General features: G+C 52.4%; 16 protein-coding genes. 7 read left to right on the forward strand and 9 right to left on the reverse strand.

Annotated features, from left to right (window positions below):
* The coding region (locus OGX94_RS23995; protein WP_031493805.1) for an IS5/IS1182 family transposase at positions 1-241 on the forward strand (241 nt) is incomplete at its 5' end.
* Positions 242-692: 451 nt separating this feature from the next.
* On the opposite strand, the gene proA is transcribed toward OGX94_RS23995, so the two are convergent.
* Together proA and proB are read right to left on the reverse strand one after the other, a co-directional pair.
* Positions 693-1,943, reverse strand: a complete 1,251-nt coding sequence (gene proA / locus OGX94_RS24000) for a glutamate-5-semialdehyde dehydrogenase (RefSeq protein WP_257661376.1) — start codon at positions 1,941-1,943, stop codon at positions 693-695.
* Positions 1,944-1,954: 11 nt separating this feature from the next.
* Positions 1,955-3,058 carry a glutamate 5-kinase gene (gene proB, locus OGX94_RS24005; RefSeq protein WP_003031373.1) on the reverse strand — a complete coding sequence of 368 codons (1,104 nt, stop codon included), beginning with the start codon at positions 3,056-3,058 and terminating at the stop codon, positions 1,955-1,957.
* A gap of 289 nt (positions 3,059-3,347) precedes the next feature.
* Between proB and phoE the strand changes: the two genes are divergently transcribed.
* Positions 3,348-4,403 (forward strand): phosphoporin PhoE, encoded by a 1,056-nt coding sequence (gene phoE, locus OGX94_RS24010; protein ID WP_003830831.1) that lies wholly within the window; start codon positions 3,348-3,350, stop codon positions 4,401-4,403.
* A gap of 250 nt (positions 4,404-4,653) precedes the next feature.
* Here the strand turns inward: phoE and crl are convergent, their stop codons facing one another.
* From crl to gpt, 3 genes are all read right to left on the reverse strand, one after another.
* Positions 4,654-5,055 (reverse strand): sigma factor-binding protein Crl, encoded by a 402-nt coding sequence (crl, locus tag OGX94_RS24015; protein WP_003830830.1) that lies wholly within the window; start codon positions 5,053-5,055, stop codon positions 4,654-4,656.
* A 57-nt stretch (positions 5,056-5,112) separates the two neighbouring features.
* Positions 5,113-6,357, reverse strand: a complete 1,245-nt coding sequence (gene frsA / locus OGX94_RS24020) for an esterase FrsA (protein WP_043015288.1) — start codon at positions 6,355-6,357, stop codon at positions 5,113-5,115.
* A 100-nt stretch (positions 6,358-6,457) separates the two neighbouring features.
* Positions 6,458-6,916, reverse strand: coding sequence for a xanthine phosphoribosyltransferase (gene gpt, locus OGX94_RS24025; protein ID WP_003031380.1), 459 nt, complete (start codon positions 6,914-6,916; stop codon positions 6,458-6,460).
* Positions 6,917-7,177: 261 nt separating this feature from the next.
* Between gpt and pepD the strand changes: the two genes are divergently transcribed.
* Positions 7,178-8,635, forward strand: coding sequence for a cytosol nonspecific dipeptidase (gene pepD, locus OGX94_RS24030; RefSeq protein WP_008783788.1), 1,458 nt, complete (start codon positions 7,178-7,180; stop codon positions 8,633-8,635).
* A gap of 151 nt (positions 8,636-8,786) precedes the next feature.
* Here pepD and dinB read toward each other — a convergent pair whose 3' ends face one another.
* Complete coding sequence (gene dinB, locus OGX94_RS24035; protein WP_003830824.1) at positions 8,787-9,842, reverse strand: DNA polymerase IV; 1,056 nt, start codon at positions 9,840-9,842, stop codon at positions 8,787-8,789.
* A 331-nt stretch (positions 9,843-10,173) separates the two neighbouring features.
* On the opposite strand from dinB, the gene dpaA reads away from it, so the two are divergent.
* Positions 10,174-10,911: a peptidoglycan meso-diaminopimelic acid protein amidase gene (gene dpaA, locus OGX94_RS24040; protein WP_257661375.1), complete on the forward strand. Its 738-nt coding sequence runs from the start codon at positions 10,174-10,176 to the stop codon at positions 10,909-10,911.
* On the opposite strand, the gene OGX94_RS24045 is transcribed toward dpaA, so the two are convergent.
* Both OGX94_RS24045 and lpcA read right to left on the reverse strand, forming a co-directional pair.
* Complete coding sequence (locus OGX94_RS24045) at positions 10,882-11,649, reverse strand: class II glutamine amidotransferase (RefSeq protein ID WP_003031388.1); 768 nt, start codon at positions 11,647-11,649, stop codon at positions 10,882-10,884. The two genes, dpaA and OGX94_RS24045, sit on opposite strands and share 30 nt — an antisense overlap.
* A gap of 111 nt (positions 11,650-11,760) precedes the next feature.
* Positions 11,761-12,342: a D-sedoheptulose 7-phosphate isomerase gene (gene lpcA / locus OGX94_RS24050; protein WP_003031390.1), complete on the reverse strand. Its 582-nt coding sequence runs from the start codon at positions 12,340-12,342 to the stop codon at positions 11,761-11,763.
* Between the two features lie 239 nt (positions 12,343-12,581).
* Between lpcA and fadE the strand changes: the two genes are divergently transcribed.
* The 3 genes from fadE (at position 12,582) to OGX94_RS24065 (ending at position 16,493) form a co-directional block, all read left to right on the forward strand.
* On the forward strand, positions 12,582-15,026 hold the full coding sequence (gene fadE, locus OGX94_RS24055; protein ID WP_003830821.1) for an acyl-CoA dehydrogenase FadE: 2,445 nt from the start codon (positions 12,582-12,584) through the stop codon (positions 15,024-15,026).
* A 110-nt stretch (positions 15,027-15,136) separates the two neighbouring features.
* Positions 15,137-15,904 (forward strand): amidohydrolase, encoded by a 768-nt coding sequence (locus tag OGX94_RS24060; protein WP_003830820.1) that lies wholly within the window; start codon positions 15,137-15,139, stop codon positions 15,902-15,904.
* Positions 15,905-16,082: 178 nt separating this feature from the next.
* Positions 16,083-16,493 carry a Spy/CpxP family protein refolding chaperone gene (locus OGX94_RS24065; protein ID WP_003830819.1) on the forward strand — a complete coding sequence of 137 codons (411 nt, stop codon included), beginning with the start codon at positions 16,083-16,085 and terminating at the stop codon, positions 16,491-16,493.
* A 15-nt stretch (positions 16,494-16,508) separates the two neighbouring features.
* Here OGX94_RS24065 and OGX94_RS24070 read toward each other — a convergent pair whose 3' ends face one another.
* Entirely contained in the window at positions 16,509-17,228 is a 720-nt protein-coding gene (locus tag OGX94_RS24070; protein ID WP_003830818.1) for an EAL domain-containing protein, read from the reverse strand.

Raw genomic sequence — 17,228 nt, forward strand, 5'->3', positions numbered from 1 at the left:
GGTAAAAACCTTGAAGCAGCATCCGCGCAAGAACAAAACGGCCATCAACATCGAATACATGAAAGCCAGCATCCGTGCCAGGGTGGAGCACCCGTTTCGCATCATCAAGCGGCAGTTCGGCTTCGTGAAAGCCAGATACAAGGGGCTGCTGAAAAACGATAACCAACTGGCGATGTTATTCACCCTGGCCAACCTGTTTCGGGTGGACCAAATGATACGTCAGTGGGAGAGATCTCAGTAAAAACCGGAAATAACGCCAGAAATGGTGGAAAAAATAGCCTAAATAGGCTGATTCGATGTGTTTGCGGGAAAAAAATCGGCCCAGATCCGCGAAATTTTAATCAGCGAGTCAGCTTGGGAAGAAATGACCTGCTTATTCGCACCTTCCCTAAGTTTGTGAATATCCGATTTCACGCAACAACTCCTCATAAAAATGAGATTGATTCTAATAGATCGGGCCATAGGAACAATACGTGAAACGAAGACCAGGAAAATTCATGCAGGCAGGGAAAATTCTGTGATACGCCGCCTTTCTGGCGCCAGAGAATGCTTAGGTCAGAACCAGACTGGTGCGGATGATGTTAAAAACGCAGGATAAAAAATACGGCAGCGGGATGAAGGTTAGAATTAACTGGGTGATGCCTTAATAGCCTTTTAAATCAGATGGCTATTATTGCATCACCCAGTTTCAATTACGCACGAATCGTGTCGTCACCGAAGCCAACCCACTTGTATGTGGTCAGTGCTTCCAGTCCCATCGGGCCACGTGCGTGCAGTTTTTGCGTGCTCACCGCCACTTCCGCCCCCAGTCCAAACTGGCCGCCATCGGTAAAACGAGTAGAGGCGTTTACATACACGGCAGAAGAGTCCACTTCATTCACGAAACGGTTGGCGTTGCTGAGCGTGCGTGTCAGGATAGCGTCCGAGTGCTGGGTGCCGTGTTCGCGAATATGGGCGATAGCGCCATCCATATTTTCGACCACCACAACGTTCAGATCCAGAGACAGAAACTCGTTATCCAGCTCTTCCAGTTTCAGTGGCACCAGTTTGGCAGGGCCATGCAGTACCTGCATCACGATTTCATCACCGTGCAGCGTAACACCGCTATCCGCCATCTTTTGGCTTAACTCAGGCAGAAAATGCTCAGCAATATCCTGATGCACCAGCAGAGTTTCTACGGTGTTACAGGTGCTTGGACGCTGCGTTTTGGCGTTAACGATAATCTTCAGGGCCGGGTCGATCTCCGCGGTATCATCAACATAAATATGGCATACGCCAATGCCACCGGTGATGACCGGGATAGTCGACTGCTCACGGCACAGCTTATGCAGGCCCGCGCCACCGCGAGGGATCAGCATATCGATGTACTTATCCATCCGCAGCATTTCAGCGACCAACGCGCGGTCCGGGTTATCAATTGACTGTACGGCAGCCGCGGGTAAACCGCAGGCTTCCAGCGCCTTTTGGATAACAGCCACGGTCGCCGCGTTGGTCCGGTAGGTCTCTTTCCCACCGCGCAGAATCACCGCATTGCCGGTTTTCAGGCACAGGGAGGCAACGTCAACGGTGACGTTTGGACGCGCTTCATAAATCACGCCAATCACGCCCAGCGGGACGCGACGACGCTCCAGACGCAGACCGCTATCCAGCAGGCCGCCGTCAATCACCTGCCCTACCGGGTCGGCAAGATTACAGACCTGGCGCACATCGTCAGCAATCGCTTTCAGACGCGCCGGCGTCAGCGCCAGGCGGTCGAGCATCGCTTCGCTCAGCCCGTTGGCTCGCGCCTGCTCAACATCTTGTATGTTCGCGCTGAGGATGCTTTCCGTTTGCGCTTCCAGCTCATCAGCAATGGTTTCCAGTACGCGATTTTTTTCGCGACTGGAGAGCAGCGCCAGCTTGTATGACGCGGCTTTGGCAGCAATGCCCATTTGTTCCAGCATATGCCTGTTCCTTAACGGGTGATCATGTCGTCGCGATGGACAGCAACCGGACCGTATTCGTAGCCCAGGATGGTGTCGATCTGTTGTGAGTGATGTCCGGCAATACGGCGCAGCGCGTCGCTGTTATAGCGGGTGACGCCGTGGGCAATATCGCGCCCTTCGAGATTGCAGATGCGGATCACTTCACCACGAGAAAAGTTACCTGTCACGCTTTTAATGCCTTTTGGCAGTAATGAGCTGCCGCGTTCCAGAATTGCTGCGGTCGCGCCCTCATCGACGGTAATCTCCCCGGCAGGCGGCGCGCCAAAGATCCAGCGTTTACGGTTCTCCAGCGGAGAGGCCTGAGCATGAAAACGCGTCCCAACGGAAACGCCTTCCATCACGTCGCCAATCACGCCCGGCTTGCTGCCTGCGGCAATAATGGTGTCAATCCCGGCGCGGCACGCGACATCGGCGGCCTGCAGTTTTGTGCCCATGCCGCCGGTTCCCAGACCTGAGACGCTATCCCCGGCAATGGCGCGCAACGCATCATCAATGCCGTGTACGTCTTTAATCAGCTCAGCCTGTGGGTTGGTGCGTGGATCGGCGGTGAACAGCCCCTGCTGATCGGTCAACAGCAGCAGCTTATCGGCCCCAGCCAGAATTGCCGCCAGCGCGGAGAGGTTGTCGTTATCGCCGACTTTAATCTCAGCGGTCGCTACGGCGTCATTCTCATTAATGACAGGAACAATGTTGTTATCCAGCAGCGCGCGGAGCGTATCGCGGGCATTGAGGAAGCGCTCTCTGTCTTCCATATCTGCACGCGTCAGCAGCATCTGCCCGATATGAATACCGTAGATCGAGAACAGCTGTTCCCACAGTTGAATCAGTCGGCTCTGCCCGACCGCCGCCAACAGCTGTTTCGAAGCTATCGTTGCCGGGAGCTCCGGGTAACCAAGATGCTCACGTCCGGCGGCAATCGCACCAGAGGTAACGATAACAATACGATGCCCTGCGGCATGGAGCTGCGCGCACTGGCGAACCAGTTCTACGATGTGGGCGCGGTTCAGGCGGCGGGATCCGCCCGTTAACACACTGGTGCCAAGTTTTACCACCAGCGTCTGGCTGTCACTCATGATTCTCTGCCATTCAAAATTGGGGAAAATGATTTCAAACGAACGTTTTAGCAGGACTGGCCCCGGTTGCCAACAACCAGCGCACAAAGCATGAAATTTTATTGCGCAGGATCAGCAAGCGTAACGGCAGATTTTGACGCATTTATTACAGAAACAAAAAAACATCCTTTTTTAAAAATATTCTTACTTTGTCATAAAACGTTCATTGCCAGACGTTAAAAACCCTCCTGTCTTTTAACGGGGATCACACCCAGTGAATATTAGCGCGTACTTTTAATCAGGAATGAAAATGAAAAAGAGCACTCTGGCATTAGTGGTGATGGGAATTGTTGCGTCGGCATCCGTACAGGCGGCGGAAGTGTATAACAAGAATGGTAATAAGCTAGACTTGTACGGCAAAGTAAAAGCCATGCATTACATGACGGATTATGACAGCAAAGATGGTGACCAAAGCTATATCCGTTTAGGTTTTAAAGGCGAAACGCAAATTAACGATCAACTAACCGGTTATGGTCGTTGGGAAGCAGAGTTTGCCGGCAATAAAGCTGAAAGCGACTCTAACCAACAAAAAACACGTCTGGCCTTCGCCGGTGTGAAATTAAAAGATTTTGGCTCGTTTGATTATGGTCGTAATCTGGGCGCGCTGTATGACGTGGAAGCCTGGACCGATATGTTCCCGGAATTCGGTGGTGACTCCTCCGCACAGACCGATAACTTTATGACCAAACGCGCCAGCGGTCTGGCAACTTACCGTAACACCGACTTTTTCGGCGTCGTGGATGGCCTGGATCTGACCCTGCAATACCAGGGTAAAAACCAGGATCGTGATGTGAAAAAACAGAACGGCGACGGTTTTGGTACTTCCGTTACCTATGACTTTGGTGGCAGCGATTTCGCGGTGAGCGGCGCTTATACCAACTCCGATCGTACCAACCAGCAGAATCTGCAAACTCGTGGTACGGGTGATAAAGCTGAAGCCTGGGCGACCGGCTTAAAATATGATGCTAACGATATTTATATTGCGACGTTCTATTCTGAAACACGCAATATGACGCCAATTTCCGGCGGCTTCGCCAATAAAACACAGAACTTCGAAGCGGTTGTTCAGTACCAGTTTGACTTTGGTCTGCGTCCGTCACTGGGTTATGTACTTTCTAAAGGGAAAGATATTGAAGGCGTCGGCAATGAAGACCTGGTGAATTATATCGACGTGGGCGCAACATATTATTTCAACAAAAATATGTCCGCGTTTGTTGACTATAAAATCAACCAGCTGGATAGCGATAATAAACTGGGCATCAACGATGATGACATCGTTGCTGTCGGTATGGTCTACCAGTTCTAATTATACCCGTCATATTTCAAGCTGCATGTGCGTTGGCTTTCCTCGCTCACCCCAGTCACGTACTTATGTACGCTCCTGGGGATTCGCTGCGTCGCCGCGTGATTCGGCCTTACGGCCTCACCCCTTCGGGGCCAGCGCAAGCGCTGTTCAAAACGGCCGGGCCGTTTTGTCCTGCAACTCGAATTATTTAGGGTATAGCATAAAAAAATGCCGGATGGGGTTGCGCCGCCATCCGGCATTTCACTGTTCATTATGCCGTTAACTTAACCGGTTCATCCTTAAAGCCGTCAGCAGGTTCCAGCGCCAGATTCAGCGTCGTTAACAAGCCACGTAATTTTTCATGGAATTCACGTAAGGTGTATTCCAGTCGCTCTACCACTTCAGTCTCTTTCACCGGCACCGCCGTCCAGTTACCGTCTTTATCAAACAAACCAAACTGATAGCTGTACGTGAAGCGTTTTTCCTGCGCCTCCAGTTCCATCCACCAGCCCCAGAACTCGCGTTTCTCAGGGGCGGGTTTCACGTTGACGCAAACAGCCAGACAATCGAAAAAAAATCGATTATCTTCGCACTGCCCTTCCCGGATATACGGGCCAAGCGCGGTGAATTTCTTGATCAATCTACTTTTCGGATGCCCACTCGGTAACGTCATTACGATCTCCTTAGGTGAAGCACCTGTTTTACCAAATCGATAAAATTTAGCAAACTTTTAACACAATCTCTGATTGATCCAACCGGTTATTTCCTGCAGCCCTTTGTCAAAATTGCGATACACCGGGTTGAACGGGATCTCCAGTAGCTTACCGTCTGAAGATGAAGATGTGATTAAACGTGACTCTTCTTCCGGACTAAACGGATCATTCTTCCAGAATCCCGAGAGCATTGGCGTCGGGCAGCGTCGCCCCAGCAGGCCCTGCACTTTTAATGAATAGCGATTTAGCTCAACGCGCAGCGCTTCATCGGAGGCGTCATGCATCCCCAGGCGGCTAGCCAGTACATCAAGGTACATTTCCGGGACGCTCGCCTGACGCTGCGGGTCGCTAAGCAGCGCATGAACCACTGGCCCCAGACAGGCCACCGCCTTCAGACGCGATGATTCCAGATACGCCAGACGTACAGCTACGTTAGCGCCAAAGCGGAAACCGAAGGCCGCCACGCGGGTGTGATCCACCCAGGGAACATTAGGCAGCGCTTTTAATACATGCTGATGCAGCAGGCTGGAATCCTGAGTCAGTTTCCATTTTGACGAGAACCCGACCGACGGCATATCCAGCGTCAGCATGGCAATACCGCGCGGGGCAAAGTAGCGCTCATACAGACTGTAATAATCCGTTTGCATGGAATCGAGGCCACCGCACATCAGCACCGTCGGGAACGGACCGTCGCCTTTTGGCATATGTAAGAAACCGGTGATCGGCGCACCGCCGGTAACAGCAAACTCCATCTCACGCAGCGTGCCCGGCAATCGCTGTGCGGCCTCTTCATAGGCGCGATTGGCTAAAGCCTGTGCCTGCTCTGCCAGCTCATCGCCTTTCAGGTGTGGGTAAGCGGCAATGTTGTACAACGTAGACGCATGCAGCCAGTGACGTCCGCTCACTTGCGGATCCTCTTCCATAGACGCTTTCTGTTGCCAGTCCATCGCCTGCTTCGCCCACTCATAGATCCAGTTCCCGCCGCGATAGCCGATAACCGTATCGTAGAGTTCTTTGTCCGTACGCTCGGCTTCGCTCATCACGATACGAGCCTGGACTTCGAGGATTTCACGCGGGTCGACGCCACGCCAGATCCACATCAGACGATTCACCATGCGATACCAGTGTGGAACGGTTTTGCCGTCCAGGGCGGATTGTACGGACGGCTGCGCGCCGTGATTAAAACGACGAACCAGCGTTGACGTTTCAGGGTGTTTGAAGCGGGGTTTAAACAGGACTTCGCTGAGGTTAGCCTGTGACATGATTGCAGCCTCCATGAGTACTCACTAAGGCATAGTGTAACCTGACACAGCACAAAAAGAACAACGCCCGGCAAAGGCCAGGCGTTGAAAACTTTTTAGATTAGCGACCAGAGATCGGCGGGACGAACACCACGCCCATATCCCACGGCTGCTCAATCCAGGTATCCTGAGGGATATCAACAACATAATCATTCACCAGCGGGCGACCAGCCGGCTTAGCGAAGATAGTGACGAAATGCGCTTTAGGATACATTTCGCGGATCGCAACGGCGGTACCACCGGTGTCAACCAGGTCATCGATTACGATGAAACCTTCACCGTCGCCTTCGGCACGCTTCAGCACTTTCAGTTCGCGCTGATTGTCGTGATCGTAGCTGGAGATGCATACGGTATCGACATGACGAATACCCAATTCACGCGCCAGCAATGCGCCCGGCACCAGACCACCACGGCTAACGGCAATAATGCCTTTCCATTGTTCAGAAGGCATCAGGCGGCTTGCCAGTTTACGTGCATGGATCTGCAACATGTCCCAGGTGACGACGTATTTTTCGCTCATGTGAAGTGTCCCAGCCTGTTTATCTACGGCTTAAAAAGTGTTCGAGGGGGAAATAGGTTGCGCGAGATTATAGAGATCTGACGCACTAAAAACCAGTGTTTCGCGGAATCCGCGCCTCTTTTTGCATGCTTTATGCTAGCCGTCAGCGGAGAAAGTGGTATTCTCAATCGCATCGCGCAAGCCTGACTTGTGGTGTTTTTAATTCTGCTAACCCCGTGGCCTGCAAGCAAGTTTTGTAGGACATCGCCAAGGAGACTCAACGTGTCTGAACTGTCTCAATTATCCCCGCAACCGCTATGGGATATTTTTGCCAAAATCTGTTCTATTCCTCATCCGTCCTATCATGAAGAGCAGCTCGCTGAACACATTCTGAGCTGGGCCCAAGAGAAAGGTTTCCACGTCGAGCGCGATCAAGTCGGTAATATCCTGATTCGCAAACCCGCTACTGCAGGCATGGAAAACCGCAAGCCGGTCGTTCTGCAGGCGCACCTGGATATGGTCCCGCAGAAAAACAACGACACCGTGCACGACTTCACTAAAGATCCTATCCAGCCTTATATTGACGGCGAATGGGTGAAAGCCCGTGGCACCACGCTGGGTGCGGATAACGGCATCGGTATGGCTTCTGCGCTGGCCGTTCTGGCTGATGACAGCGTGGTACACGGTCCGCTGGAAGTGCTGCTGACCATGACCGAAGAAGCGGGTATGGATGGCGCGTTTGGTCTGCAGGCTAACTGGCTGCAGGCAGATATCCTGATCAACACCGACTCAGAAGAAGAAGGTGAGATCTACATGGGTTGCGCAGGCGGTATCGACTTTACCTCTAACCTGCCGCTGTCCCGTGAAGCAATCCCGGCTGGATTCCAGAGCTTTAAGCTGACGTTAAAAGGCCTGAAAGGCGGTCACTCCGGCGGCGAAATCCACGTGGGTCTCGGTAACGCGAACAAACTGCTGGTACGCTTCCTGGCGGGCCACGCTGAAGAGCTGGATCTGCGTCTGGTTGATTTCAACGGCGGTACGCTGCGTAACGCGATTCCGCGTGAAGCCTTTGCCACCCTCGCCGTGGCTGCAGATAAAGTTGATGCGTTAAAAGCGCTGGTCAACACCTATCAGGAAATCCTGAAAAACGAACTGGAAGCCAAAGAGAAGAACCTGGCTCTGCTGCTGGATGCCGTAACTCAAGACAAAGCCGCGCTGACCGCTCAGTCTCGCGACAGCTTTGTGCGTCTGCTGAACGCCACCCCGAACGGTGTAATCCGCAACTCTGACGTCGCCAAAGGCGTGGTAGAGACCTCTCTGAACGTCGGTGTTGTCACCATGACTGACGACAACGTTGAAATTCACTGCCTGATCCGTTCCCTGATCGACAGCGGTAAAGACTACGTGGTGAGCATGCTGGATTCACTGGGTAAACTGGCTGGCGCGAAAACCCAGGCAAAAGGCGGATACCCAGGCTGGCAGCCGGATGCTAACTCTCCGGTTATGCACCTGGTTCGTGAAACCTATCAGCGTCTGTTCAATAAAACGCCGAATATCCAGATCATCCACGCTGGTCTGGAATGTGGTCTGTTCAAGAAACCGTATCCAGATATGGACATGGTTTCCATCGGGCCAACTATCACCGGTCCACACTCCCCGGATGAGCAGGTTCATATCGAAAGCGTCGGCCATTACTGGACGCTGCTGACTGAACTGCTGAAGTCTATTCCGGCGAAGTAAGATTCTGCGCTAAATGTCGGATGACGCTACGTTTATCCGGCCTACATGCTGATTTGTAGGCCGGATAAAGTTGTTACGTAGCCATCTGGCCTGCACGCTGGTTTGTAGGCCGGATAAGGCGTTTACGCCGACATCCGGCAATTGTTCTGAGTCACAGCCCCAACAGTAGCTGTCTTTCCATTTGTGGATCCAGCAGCGTGACGTGTAATCCCACCAGCCTGACGCCTCGCCCTCCCCTACGCTCGTCCCAGGTCTTGCGCGCTGTCGTAATTAAGTCATCTTTATTTAAGCGCGGCCAGACGTGCTCCTGCGTAGTCTGCTGAAAATCATTAAACTTGAGTTTTATCCCCTGGCGAGCGATCAGCAGATCCGGTTTAACCTTTGCCAGACGCCGTTCCAGTTCGGGATAGAGCCGTTCTATTATCGCCTCACACTCCGACCACTCGTGAATATCTTCCGCCAGCGTACGCTCCACGCCGACGGATTTACGCAGCCTGTCGTTGTTAACGTCCCGTTCGTCAATCCCCTGACTGCGCTCCCACAGCACGCGACCAAACTTGCCGAAGCGTTTGAGCAGCATTGCCAGGTCGTATTTTTGAACATCTTCGCAGGTACGTAATCCCATTGATTCCAGCTTAGCGGCGGAGACTTTGCCAACGCCGGGAATTTTGCCTAACGGTAATGTTCTGAGAAATTCAGGAACATCGGCAGGGGTAATCACATATTGCCCATTGGGTTTGTTGAGATCGGAAGCTATTTTTGCCAGAAATTTTACCGGCGCAATTCCGGCAGAGGCGGTTAACTGTAACTCGTTAAAAATTGTCTGGCGGATTTCCTGAGCGATCAGCGTAGCTGAGCCGTGGCAGTGGGTGCTATCGGTCACATCCAGATAGGCTTCATCCAGCGAAAGTGGTTCTATCAGCGAGGTATAGCGGGAGAAAATAGCCTGAATCTGGCGGGAGGCTTCTTTATAGGCCTCGTAACGACCAGGTAATAAAGTGAGATGCGGACACAGCTTTAATGCCATTCCAGTTGGCATTGCGCTACGCACGCCAAATTTGCGCGCCGGGTAATTGGCCGTGCTGATGACCCCCCGACGTTCTCGACTGCCGCCAATAGCAATGGGAATATCACGCAGGGCCGGGTTGTCGCGCATCTCCACCGCCGCGAAAAAGCAGTCCATATCGACATGTATGATTTTACGCATCGTTTGTCTCCCACGTCACTGTTTAAGTATACAGTATTTTTATGTTGTGAGAAGTCTGGTTTTACCTAATGCTGAGCCGTTCCTGACCCATTATCCATCCAGCACGATTAAGACCAAATGAAGCGCAGTAACCAGCAAAATACGCCAGTGTCTGACTGCCTTTAAGCGCAATTTTCCGTATAAAGAAAAACTAAAGTGTAAACGCCGCACGAGAGACTTGCGAAAAACTCTCTTGGTGCTAATGTGAGCGCTCCAGATCCAGATTTATCCGATTTGGGGATTCTTTTTGCCGTCCTGGCGTGTGTGATCGTTTTATCAAGGAATAAGCAGTATGCGTAAAATCGCATTTTTTCTTGCGATGCTTTTATTGCCGTGCGTTTCATTTGCCGGTTTGCTGAGCAGCAGCCCGACTACGCCTGTCAGCAAAGAATATAAGCAGCAATTAATGGGCTCCCCCGTTTATATCCAGATCTTCAAAGAAGAGCGAACCTTGGATCTGTACGTCAAGATGGGCGAACAGTATCAATTGCTCGACAGTTATAAGATCTGTAATTATTCCGGTGGCTTAGGTCCGAAGCAGCGTCAGGGTGATTTCAAAAGTCCGGAAGGGTTTTACAGCGTTCAGCGTGGACAGCTGAAACCAGATAGTCGCTTCTATAAAGCGATTAACATTGGTTTCCCTAATGCCTATGACCGCGCACACGGTTATGAAGGTAAGTACCTGATGATCCACGGTGCCTGTGTTTCCGTCGGCTGCTACGCAATGACAGACAACGGCATTGATGAGATTTTCCAGTTTGTGACCGGTGCTCTGGTGTTCGGGCAGTCCAGCGTACAGGTTAGCATTTACCCGTTCCGCATGACCGATGCCAACATGCAACGCCATAAGTTCTCGTATTACAAAGATTTCTGGACCCAGTTAAAGCCGGGATACGACTACTTTGAACAAACACGTAAACCACCGACCGTCTCTGTCGTCGATGGTCGTTACGTCGTCAGCAAGCCGTTGAGTCACGAAGTGGTTCAGCCGCAACTGGCATCAAACTACACGCTCCCCGAGACAAAATAATGCCCACTCGCCTGGCATAATCTTTTGCCAGGTTTCGTTGCCGGTTAACGGTTGAGTGGCAATCACGGTGACCACATCATTGGGTGTGGTCTCTGAGCTAAAATCGATTTCCACATCCTGATCCAGCAATGTCGCCACGCCAAACGGCGCACGACGCGTGATCCAAAACAGGTTGGTCGAACAGAAGGCCATCACATAGCGTCCGTCAGACAACAGCATGTTGAAGACGCCCTTCTCCCGCAGTTCTCCTGCCAGCATCGCGATATATTTAAACACTGCCGTCATATTGCCAGGCGTGCGCGGATAACGCTCCGTCAGCTTGTGGAGCAGCCAGCAGAAAGCTTTTTCGCTGTCGGTTTCCCCGACCGGGCGGAAATTTCCGGTTTCCAGCGATTTATAGCCACTGAGCTGTCCATTATGAGCATAGGTCCAGTTACGCCCCCACAGTTCGCGGGTAAAGGGATGGGTATTTTCCAACGCCACTTCGCCACGGTTCGCCTGACGAATATGGGCAATCACGGAACAGGATTTGATGGGGTAGTCTTGTACCAGTTTGGCGATAGGCGAATTAAAGCTAGGTTGCGGATCTTTAAACGTACGGCAGCCCTTACCTTCATAAAACGTAATACCCCAGCCGTCTTTGTGCGGCCCGGTCCCTCCGCCGCGCTGAACCAGCCCAGTGAAGCTAAAGCAGATATCGGTTGGCACATTGGCGCTCATCCCGAGCAGTTCGCACATACATCACCTACCTTAAAACCGTGAACTGCCTGATGGCGCTGCGCTTATCAGGCCTACGTGGTGCTCATGTAGGCCGGATAAGGCTTCAGCCACCATCCGGCAATCGTCTTCTTATGGTTTAACCATCTCTTTTTCGATCAGCTGGATCAGGATATGGATCACTTTGATATGAATTTCCTGAATACGGTCGGCGTAGCCAAAGTGCGGCACGCGAATTTCGATATCCGCGCTGCCCGCCATTTTGCCGCCATCTTTACCGGTCAGGGTGATCACTTTCATCCCTTTCTCACGCGCTGCGGCAATCGCTTTAATTACGTTACCGGAATTACCCGAAGTCGAAATGCCTAACAGGACATCACCTTCACGACCCACGGCTTCTACGTAGCGAGAAAACACATAATCGTAACCAAAATCGTTGCTGACGCAGGAGATATGGCTAACGTCAGAGATTGCGATAGCAGGGTAACCAGGACGGTTTTCACGATAGCGTCCGGTCAGCTCTTCAGCAAAGTGCATCGCGTCGCAATGGGAACCGCCGTTACCGCAAGAAAGCACCTTACCGCCCGCTTTAAAGCTGTCTGCCAACAGAACCGCCGCGCGCTGAATGGCGTGAATATTGGCGTCATCTTTAAGAAAATTAGCCAGCGTTTCCGCCGCTTCGCTCAGTTCGTTACGAATAAGATCCTGGTACATGAGGATATCCTTCAGCATGAATGTAAATGACAAGACGCAGTGTACCGGATAGCGCTACCAGCGAGAAGTACAAGCCACAGGAATGGCTGTCGCTTTTGATTTTTTGTGCCGGTTAAAACAGCAACAATGTGAGCTTTGTTGTAATTATTTTGTAAACACATTGCTAAAAGAATTTACATCCACTACAAACATATCATCACAAGTGGTCAGACCTCCTACAAGCAAGGGAGCTTTTCGTTATGATGATTTTGAGTATTATCGCTACGGTTGTTCTGCTCAGCGTTCTGTTTTATCACCGCGTGAGCTTATTCCTCAGCAGCTTAATTTTGCTCGCCTGGACGGCTGCGCTTGGCGTGGCTGGCCTGTGGTCAGTCTGGCTGCTGGTTCCTCTGGCCATTATCCTCGTACCGTTTAACTTTACGCCGATGCGCAAATCCATGATCTCTGCGCCGGTGTTCCGCGGTTTCCGTAAAGTCATGCCACCGATGTCGCGTACTGAGAAAGAAGCGATTGATGCGGGTACAACCTGGTGGGAAGGTGACCTGTTCCAGGGCAAGCCTGACTGGAAAAAACTGCATAACTATCCTCAACCGCATCTGACCGCTGAAGAACAGGCGTTTATTGATGGTCCAGTGGAAGAAGCGTGCCGCATGGCGAACGACTTCCAGATAACCCATGAACTCGCGGATCTGCCGCCGGAACTGTGGGCATATCTGAAAGAACACCGCTTCTTCGCGATGATCATTAAGAAAGAGTACGGCGGGCTGGAATTCTCAGCATATGCTCAGGCTCGCGTTCTGCAGAAACTCTCCGGTGTTTCCGGGATCCTGGCGATCACCGTTGGCGTACCTAACTCATTAGGCCCAGGCGAACTGCTGCAACATTACGGCACCGAAGAGCAGAAAAATCATTACCTGCCGCGCCTGGCTCGCGGTCAGGAGATCCCATGCTTTGCTCTGACCAGCCCGGAAGCAGGCTCCGACGCAGGGGCGATCCCTGATACCGGTGTGGTCTGTATGGGCGACTGGCAGGGCCAGCAGGTGTTGGGTATGCGCCTGACCTGGAACAAACGTTATATCACGCTGGCCCCTATCGCCACGGTACTGGGTCTGGCATTTAAACTCTCCGACCCGGAAAAACTGCTGGGTGGTGAAGAAGATCTCGGCATTACCTGTGCACTGATCCCAACCTCAACGCCGGGCGTACAAATTGGGCGTCGTCACTTCCCGCTGAACGTGCCGTTCCAGAACGGTCCGACCCTCGGTAAAGATGTGTTTGTACCGATTGATTACATCATCGGTGGTCCGAAAATGGCCGGTCAGGGCTGGCGCATGCTGGTGGAATGCCTGTCTGTGGGACGTGGTATTACCCTACCGTCTAACTCGACGGGCGGCGTGAAATCGGTCGCGATGGCCACCGGCGCTTATGCACACATTCGTCGCCAGTTCAAAATCTCCATCGGTAAGATGGAAGGTATTGAAGAACCGTTGGCACGTATTGCCGGTAACGCCTACGTGATGGACGCTGCGGCATCACTGATTACCTACGGCATTATGCTGGGTGAAAAACCGGCGGTGCTGTCGGCTATCGTGAAATATCACTGTACCCACCGCGGGCAGCAGTCAATCATCGATGCGATGGATATCACTGGCGGTAAAGGCATTATGCTTGGCGAAAGCAACTTCCTCGCCCGCGCTTATCAAGGTGCGCCAATCGCCATTACCGTAGAAGGTGCCAACATTCTGACCCGTAGCATGATGATCTTCGGTCAGGGTGCGATTCGCTGCCATCCGTATGTTCTGGAAGAGATGGCTGCGGCACAGAGTAACGATGTGAATGCGTTCGACAAGCTGCTGTTCAAACACATCGGTCACGTTGGCAGTAACAAAGTACGCAGCTTCTGGCTTGGTCTGACACGTGGCTTAACCAGCAGCACGCCAACCGGCGATGCGACCAAACGTTACTACCAGCACCTGAACCGCTTGAGCGCCAACCTGGCATTGCTTTCAGATGTGTCCATGGCCGTACTGGGTGGCAGTCTGAAGCGTCGTGAACGTATCTCCGCGCGTCTGGGCGATGTGTTAAGTCAGCTGTATCTGGCCTCCGCGGTACTGAAACGTTATGACGATGAAGGCCGTAATGAAGCGGACCTGCCGTTGGTTCACTGGGGCGTTCAGGATGCGTTGTACAAAGCGGAACAGGCGATGGATGATCTGCTGAAAAACTTCCCGAACCGTCTGGTCGCGGGCTTGCTGAACGTGGTTATCTTCCCGACCGGTCGCCACTATGATGCTCCGTCTGACAAGCTGGACCATAAAGTCGCGAAGATTTTGCAGGTTCCGAGCGCGACTCGTTCTCGTATTGGTCGTGGTCAATATCTGACGCCAAGCGAGCATAACCCGGTTGGTTTGCTGGAAGAGGCGCTGCTGGACGTGATTGCAGCCGACCCTATCCACCAGCGGATCTGTAAAGAGTTGGGTAAAAACCTGCCATTTACCCGCCTCGACGAACTGGCGCACAATGCGCTGGCGAAAGGGCTGATTGATAAAGATGAAGCCGCGATTCTGGTGAAAGCCGAAGCGAGCCGACTGCGCAGTATCAACGTGGATGACTTTGAACCCGAGGAGCTGGCGACTCAGCCGGTAAAGCTGCCAGAGAAAGTGCGTAAAGTCGAAGCCGCATAACGATATACGCACAACGTTTAGCCCCGCTTAATGCGGGGCTTTTTATTGCCACATTTTCATTAATGCTCATGCTACAGTGTCAAAATGTTGTTCAACGAGGAGCCTCGATCGTGCCTGGTTTGAAAATTACTCTGCTGCAACAACCCTTGATCTGGATGGATGGCCCGGCCAACCTGCGCCATTTTGACCGACAACTGGAAACCGTCGCCGGACGTGATGTCATCGTGTTGCCCGAGATGTTTACCAGCGGATTTGCCATGGAAGCGGCAAATAAATCGTTGCCGCAAGAAGAAGTCGTAAGCTGGATGCGTGCCAAAGCGCAACAGACCAACGCCCTGATCGCGGGCAGCGCTGCTACCCAGTCTGAACGCGGCCCGGTAAACCGCTTTTTTCTGGTTGAGCCCGAAGGTAATGTGCATTTCTACGACAAGCGCCATCTGTTCCGCATGGCGGACGAGCATCAGCATTACCATGCGGGTGACGCGCGCGTTATTGTTGAATGGCGCGGCTGGCGCATTCTGCCGTTGGTCTGTTATGACCTGCGTTTTCCGGTATGGTCGCGCAATCGCAACGATTACGACCTGGCGTTGTATGTTGCCAATTGGCCTGCGCCGCGTTCGCTGCACTGGCAGCTTCTGCTTGCCGCACGGGCGATTGAGAACCAGGCTTATGTAGCAGGATGTAACCGCGTGGGCACAGACGGTAACGGTCATCATTATCGCGGTGACAGCCGGGTGATTAATCCGCAGGGTGAGATTATTGCCACCGCCGAGCCGCATCAGGCCACACGCATTGACGCCGAACTGTCACTCTCAGCGCTGCGCGAGTATCGCGAGAAGTTTCCCGCCTGGCAAGACGCCGACCCGTTCACGCTATAACTATCGCCTTCACTCCCGCTGCACAACGTTTTCCGTGGCGGGATTGTTTCACTCCGTAACCAACCGCAAAACAAATTCGCGTGGCGACATGCGGCGGGCATCGTATTCTGCAAAGGATAATCACTCGCAACCAGCGAGTGACTGACAATGTTAATAATTCCCTTATCAGGATCTCGACATGAAGAACTTCTTACGCATGACTTTGCTGGCGGCTACCTTAGCGGGCGCTTCTTTTAGTACGCTTGCAGCAAACGTATCCAATGTTCCTGCTCCAGCTCAGGACCCTGTCGTTCAGCATCTTAAGCTGACCAACGACCAGGTGGCGCAGATTAAAAAACTGCACCAGCAGCTTGAAACCAACGTCAGCCAGATTTCGGTGAAAGATGTTAAAGACGGCGCGTTGATTGACGTCATCAAGTCCGGGAAATGGGATGAAGCTGCCGTTCAGAAACAGCTTTCTGCGTTCAGCAACATCGAACAGCAGGCGCGTTATTATCGCGTAAAATACTATTTTGACCTGAACAAAGTGCTGACCCCAGAACAGCGCCAGCAGGTGCAAAAAGATATCGCACAGACGCTGAGCGAGTAATTGCCAGAGCCTGAGTCAGCAATGATTCAGGCTTTTCGGTAAAATTTCCTGCTCAAACAGAAAGCCCTGTACAGCATCTGCGCCGCTCATACGGCAAATGGCATAATCCTGTGGTGTTTCTACCCCCTCAATGACAACCCGTTCACCCAGCCCACGAAATTGATTGACCAGAACCCTCAACTGCCACTCCGATGTTCTGAACTGATGAAACATTCCACTTTCAATTTTGATGGCATCGAAACGGATGCCCGACAGCCGCCAGACAAAAAATAGCTCAGGCGAAACATCATCCAGCCACACGCGAAACCCGTGACGCACCAGCGTTTTTACGGCAATGCATACGGCCTGCTGCTCTGCCTTATCCAGGCGCATCATGGAGCCCGGATCCTGAATCTCAATAACAATCCTCCCCTGATGCCCCTGCTTTGTGAGACGCGTGATCCATGACAGACTGGTCAGCATCCTGACGGATAAATTCAGCGAATAGCTTCCCGAGAGGGCCAGCACCCGCTGCATTTGCCATAGAAAAAGCTGCTGTTTTGCCGTGATGGAAAGGTGCTTGAAAAACAGATCCAGTGGGAGCGGTGTGCGTACCTGGCTTAACACCTCACAAACATCCAGCGATGCGTCATCAAAAAAATGAATGCGCTGCAAACGGATCCCGGTGATCCGCAGCAGTTCGGCGTTGCGGGGAAGTTCTGGCACATAACGGGCCTGTTCACTGAATCTGTTCAT

It is taken from the genome of Citrobacter sp. Cpo037 (genome assembly GCF_030332945.1).
Lineage (GTDB): Bacteria > Pseudomonadota > Gammaproteobacteria > Enterobacterales > Enterobacteriaceae > Citrobacter > Citrobacter portucalensis.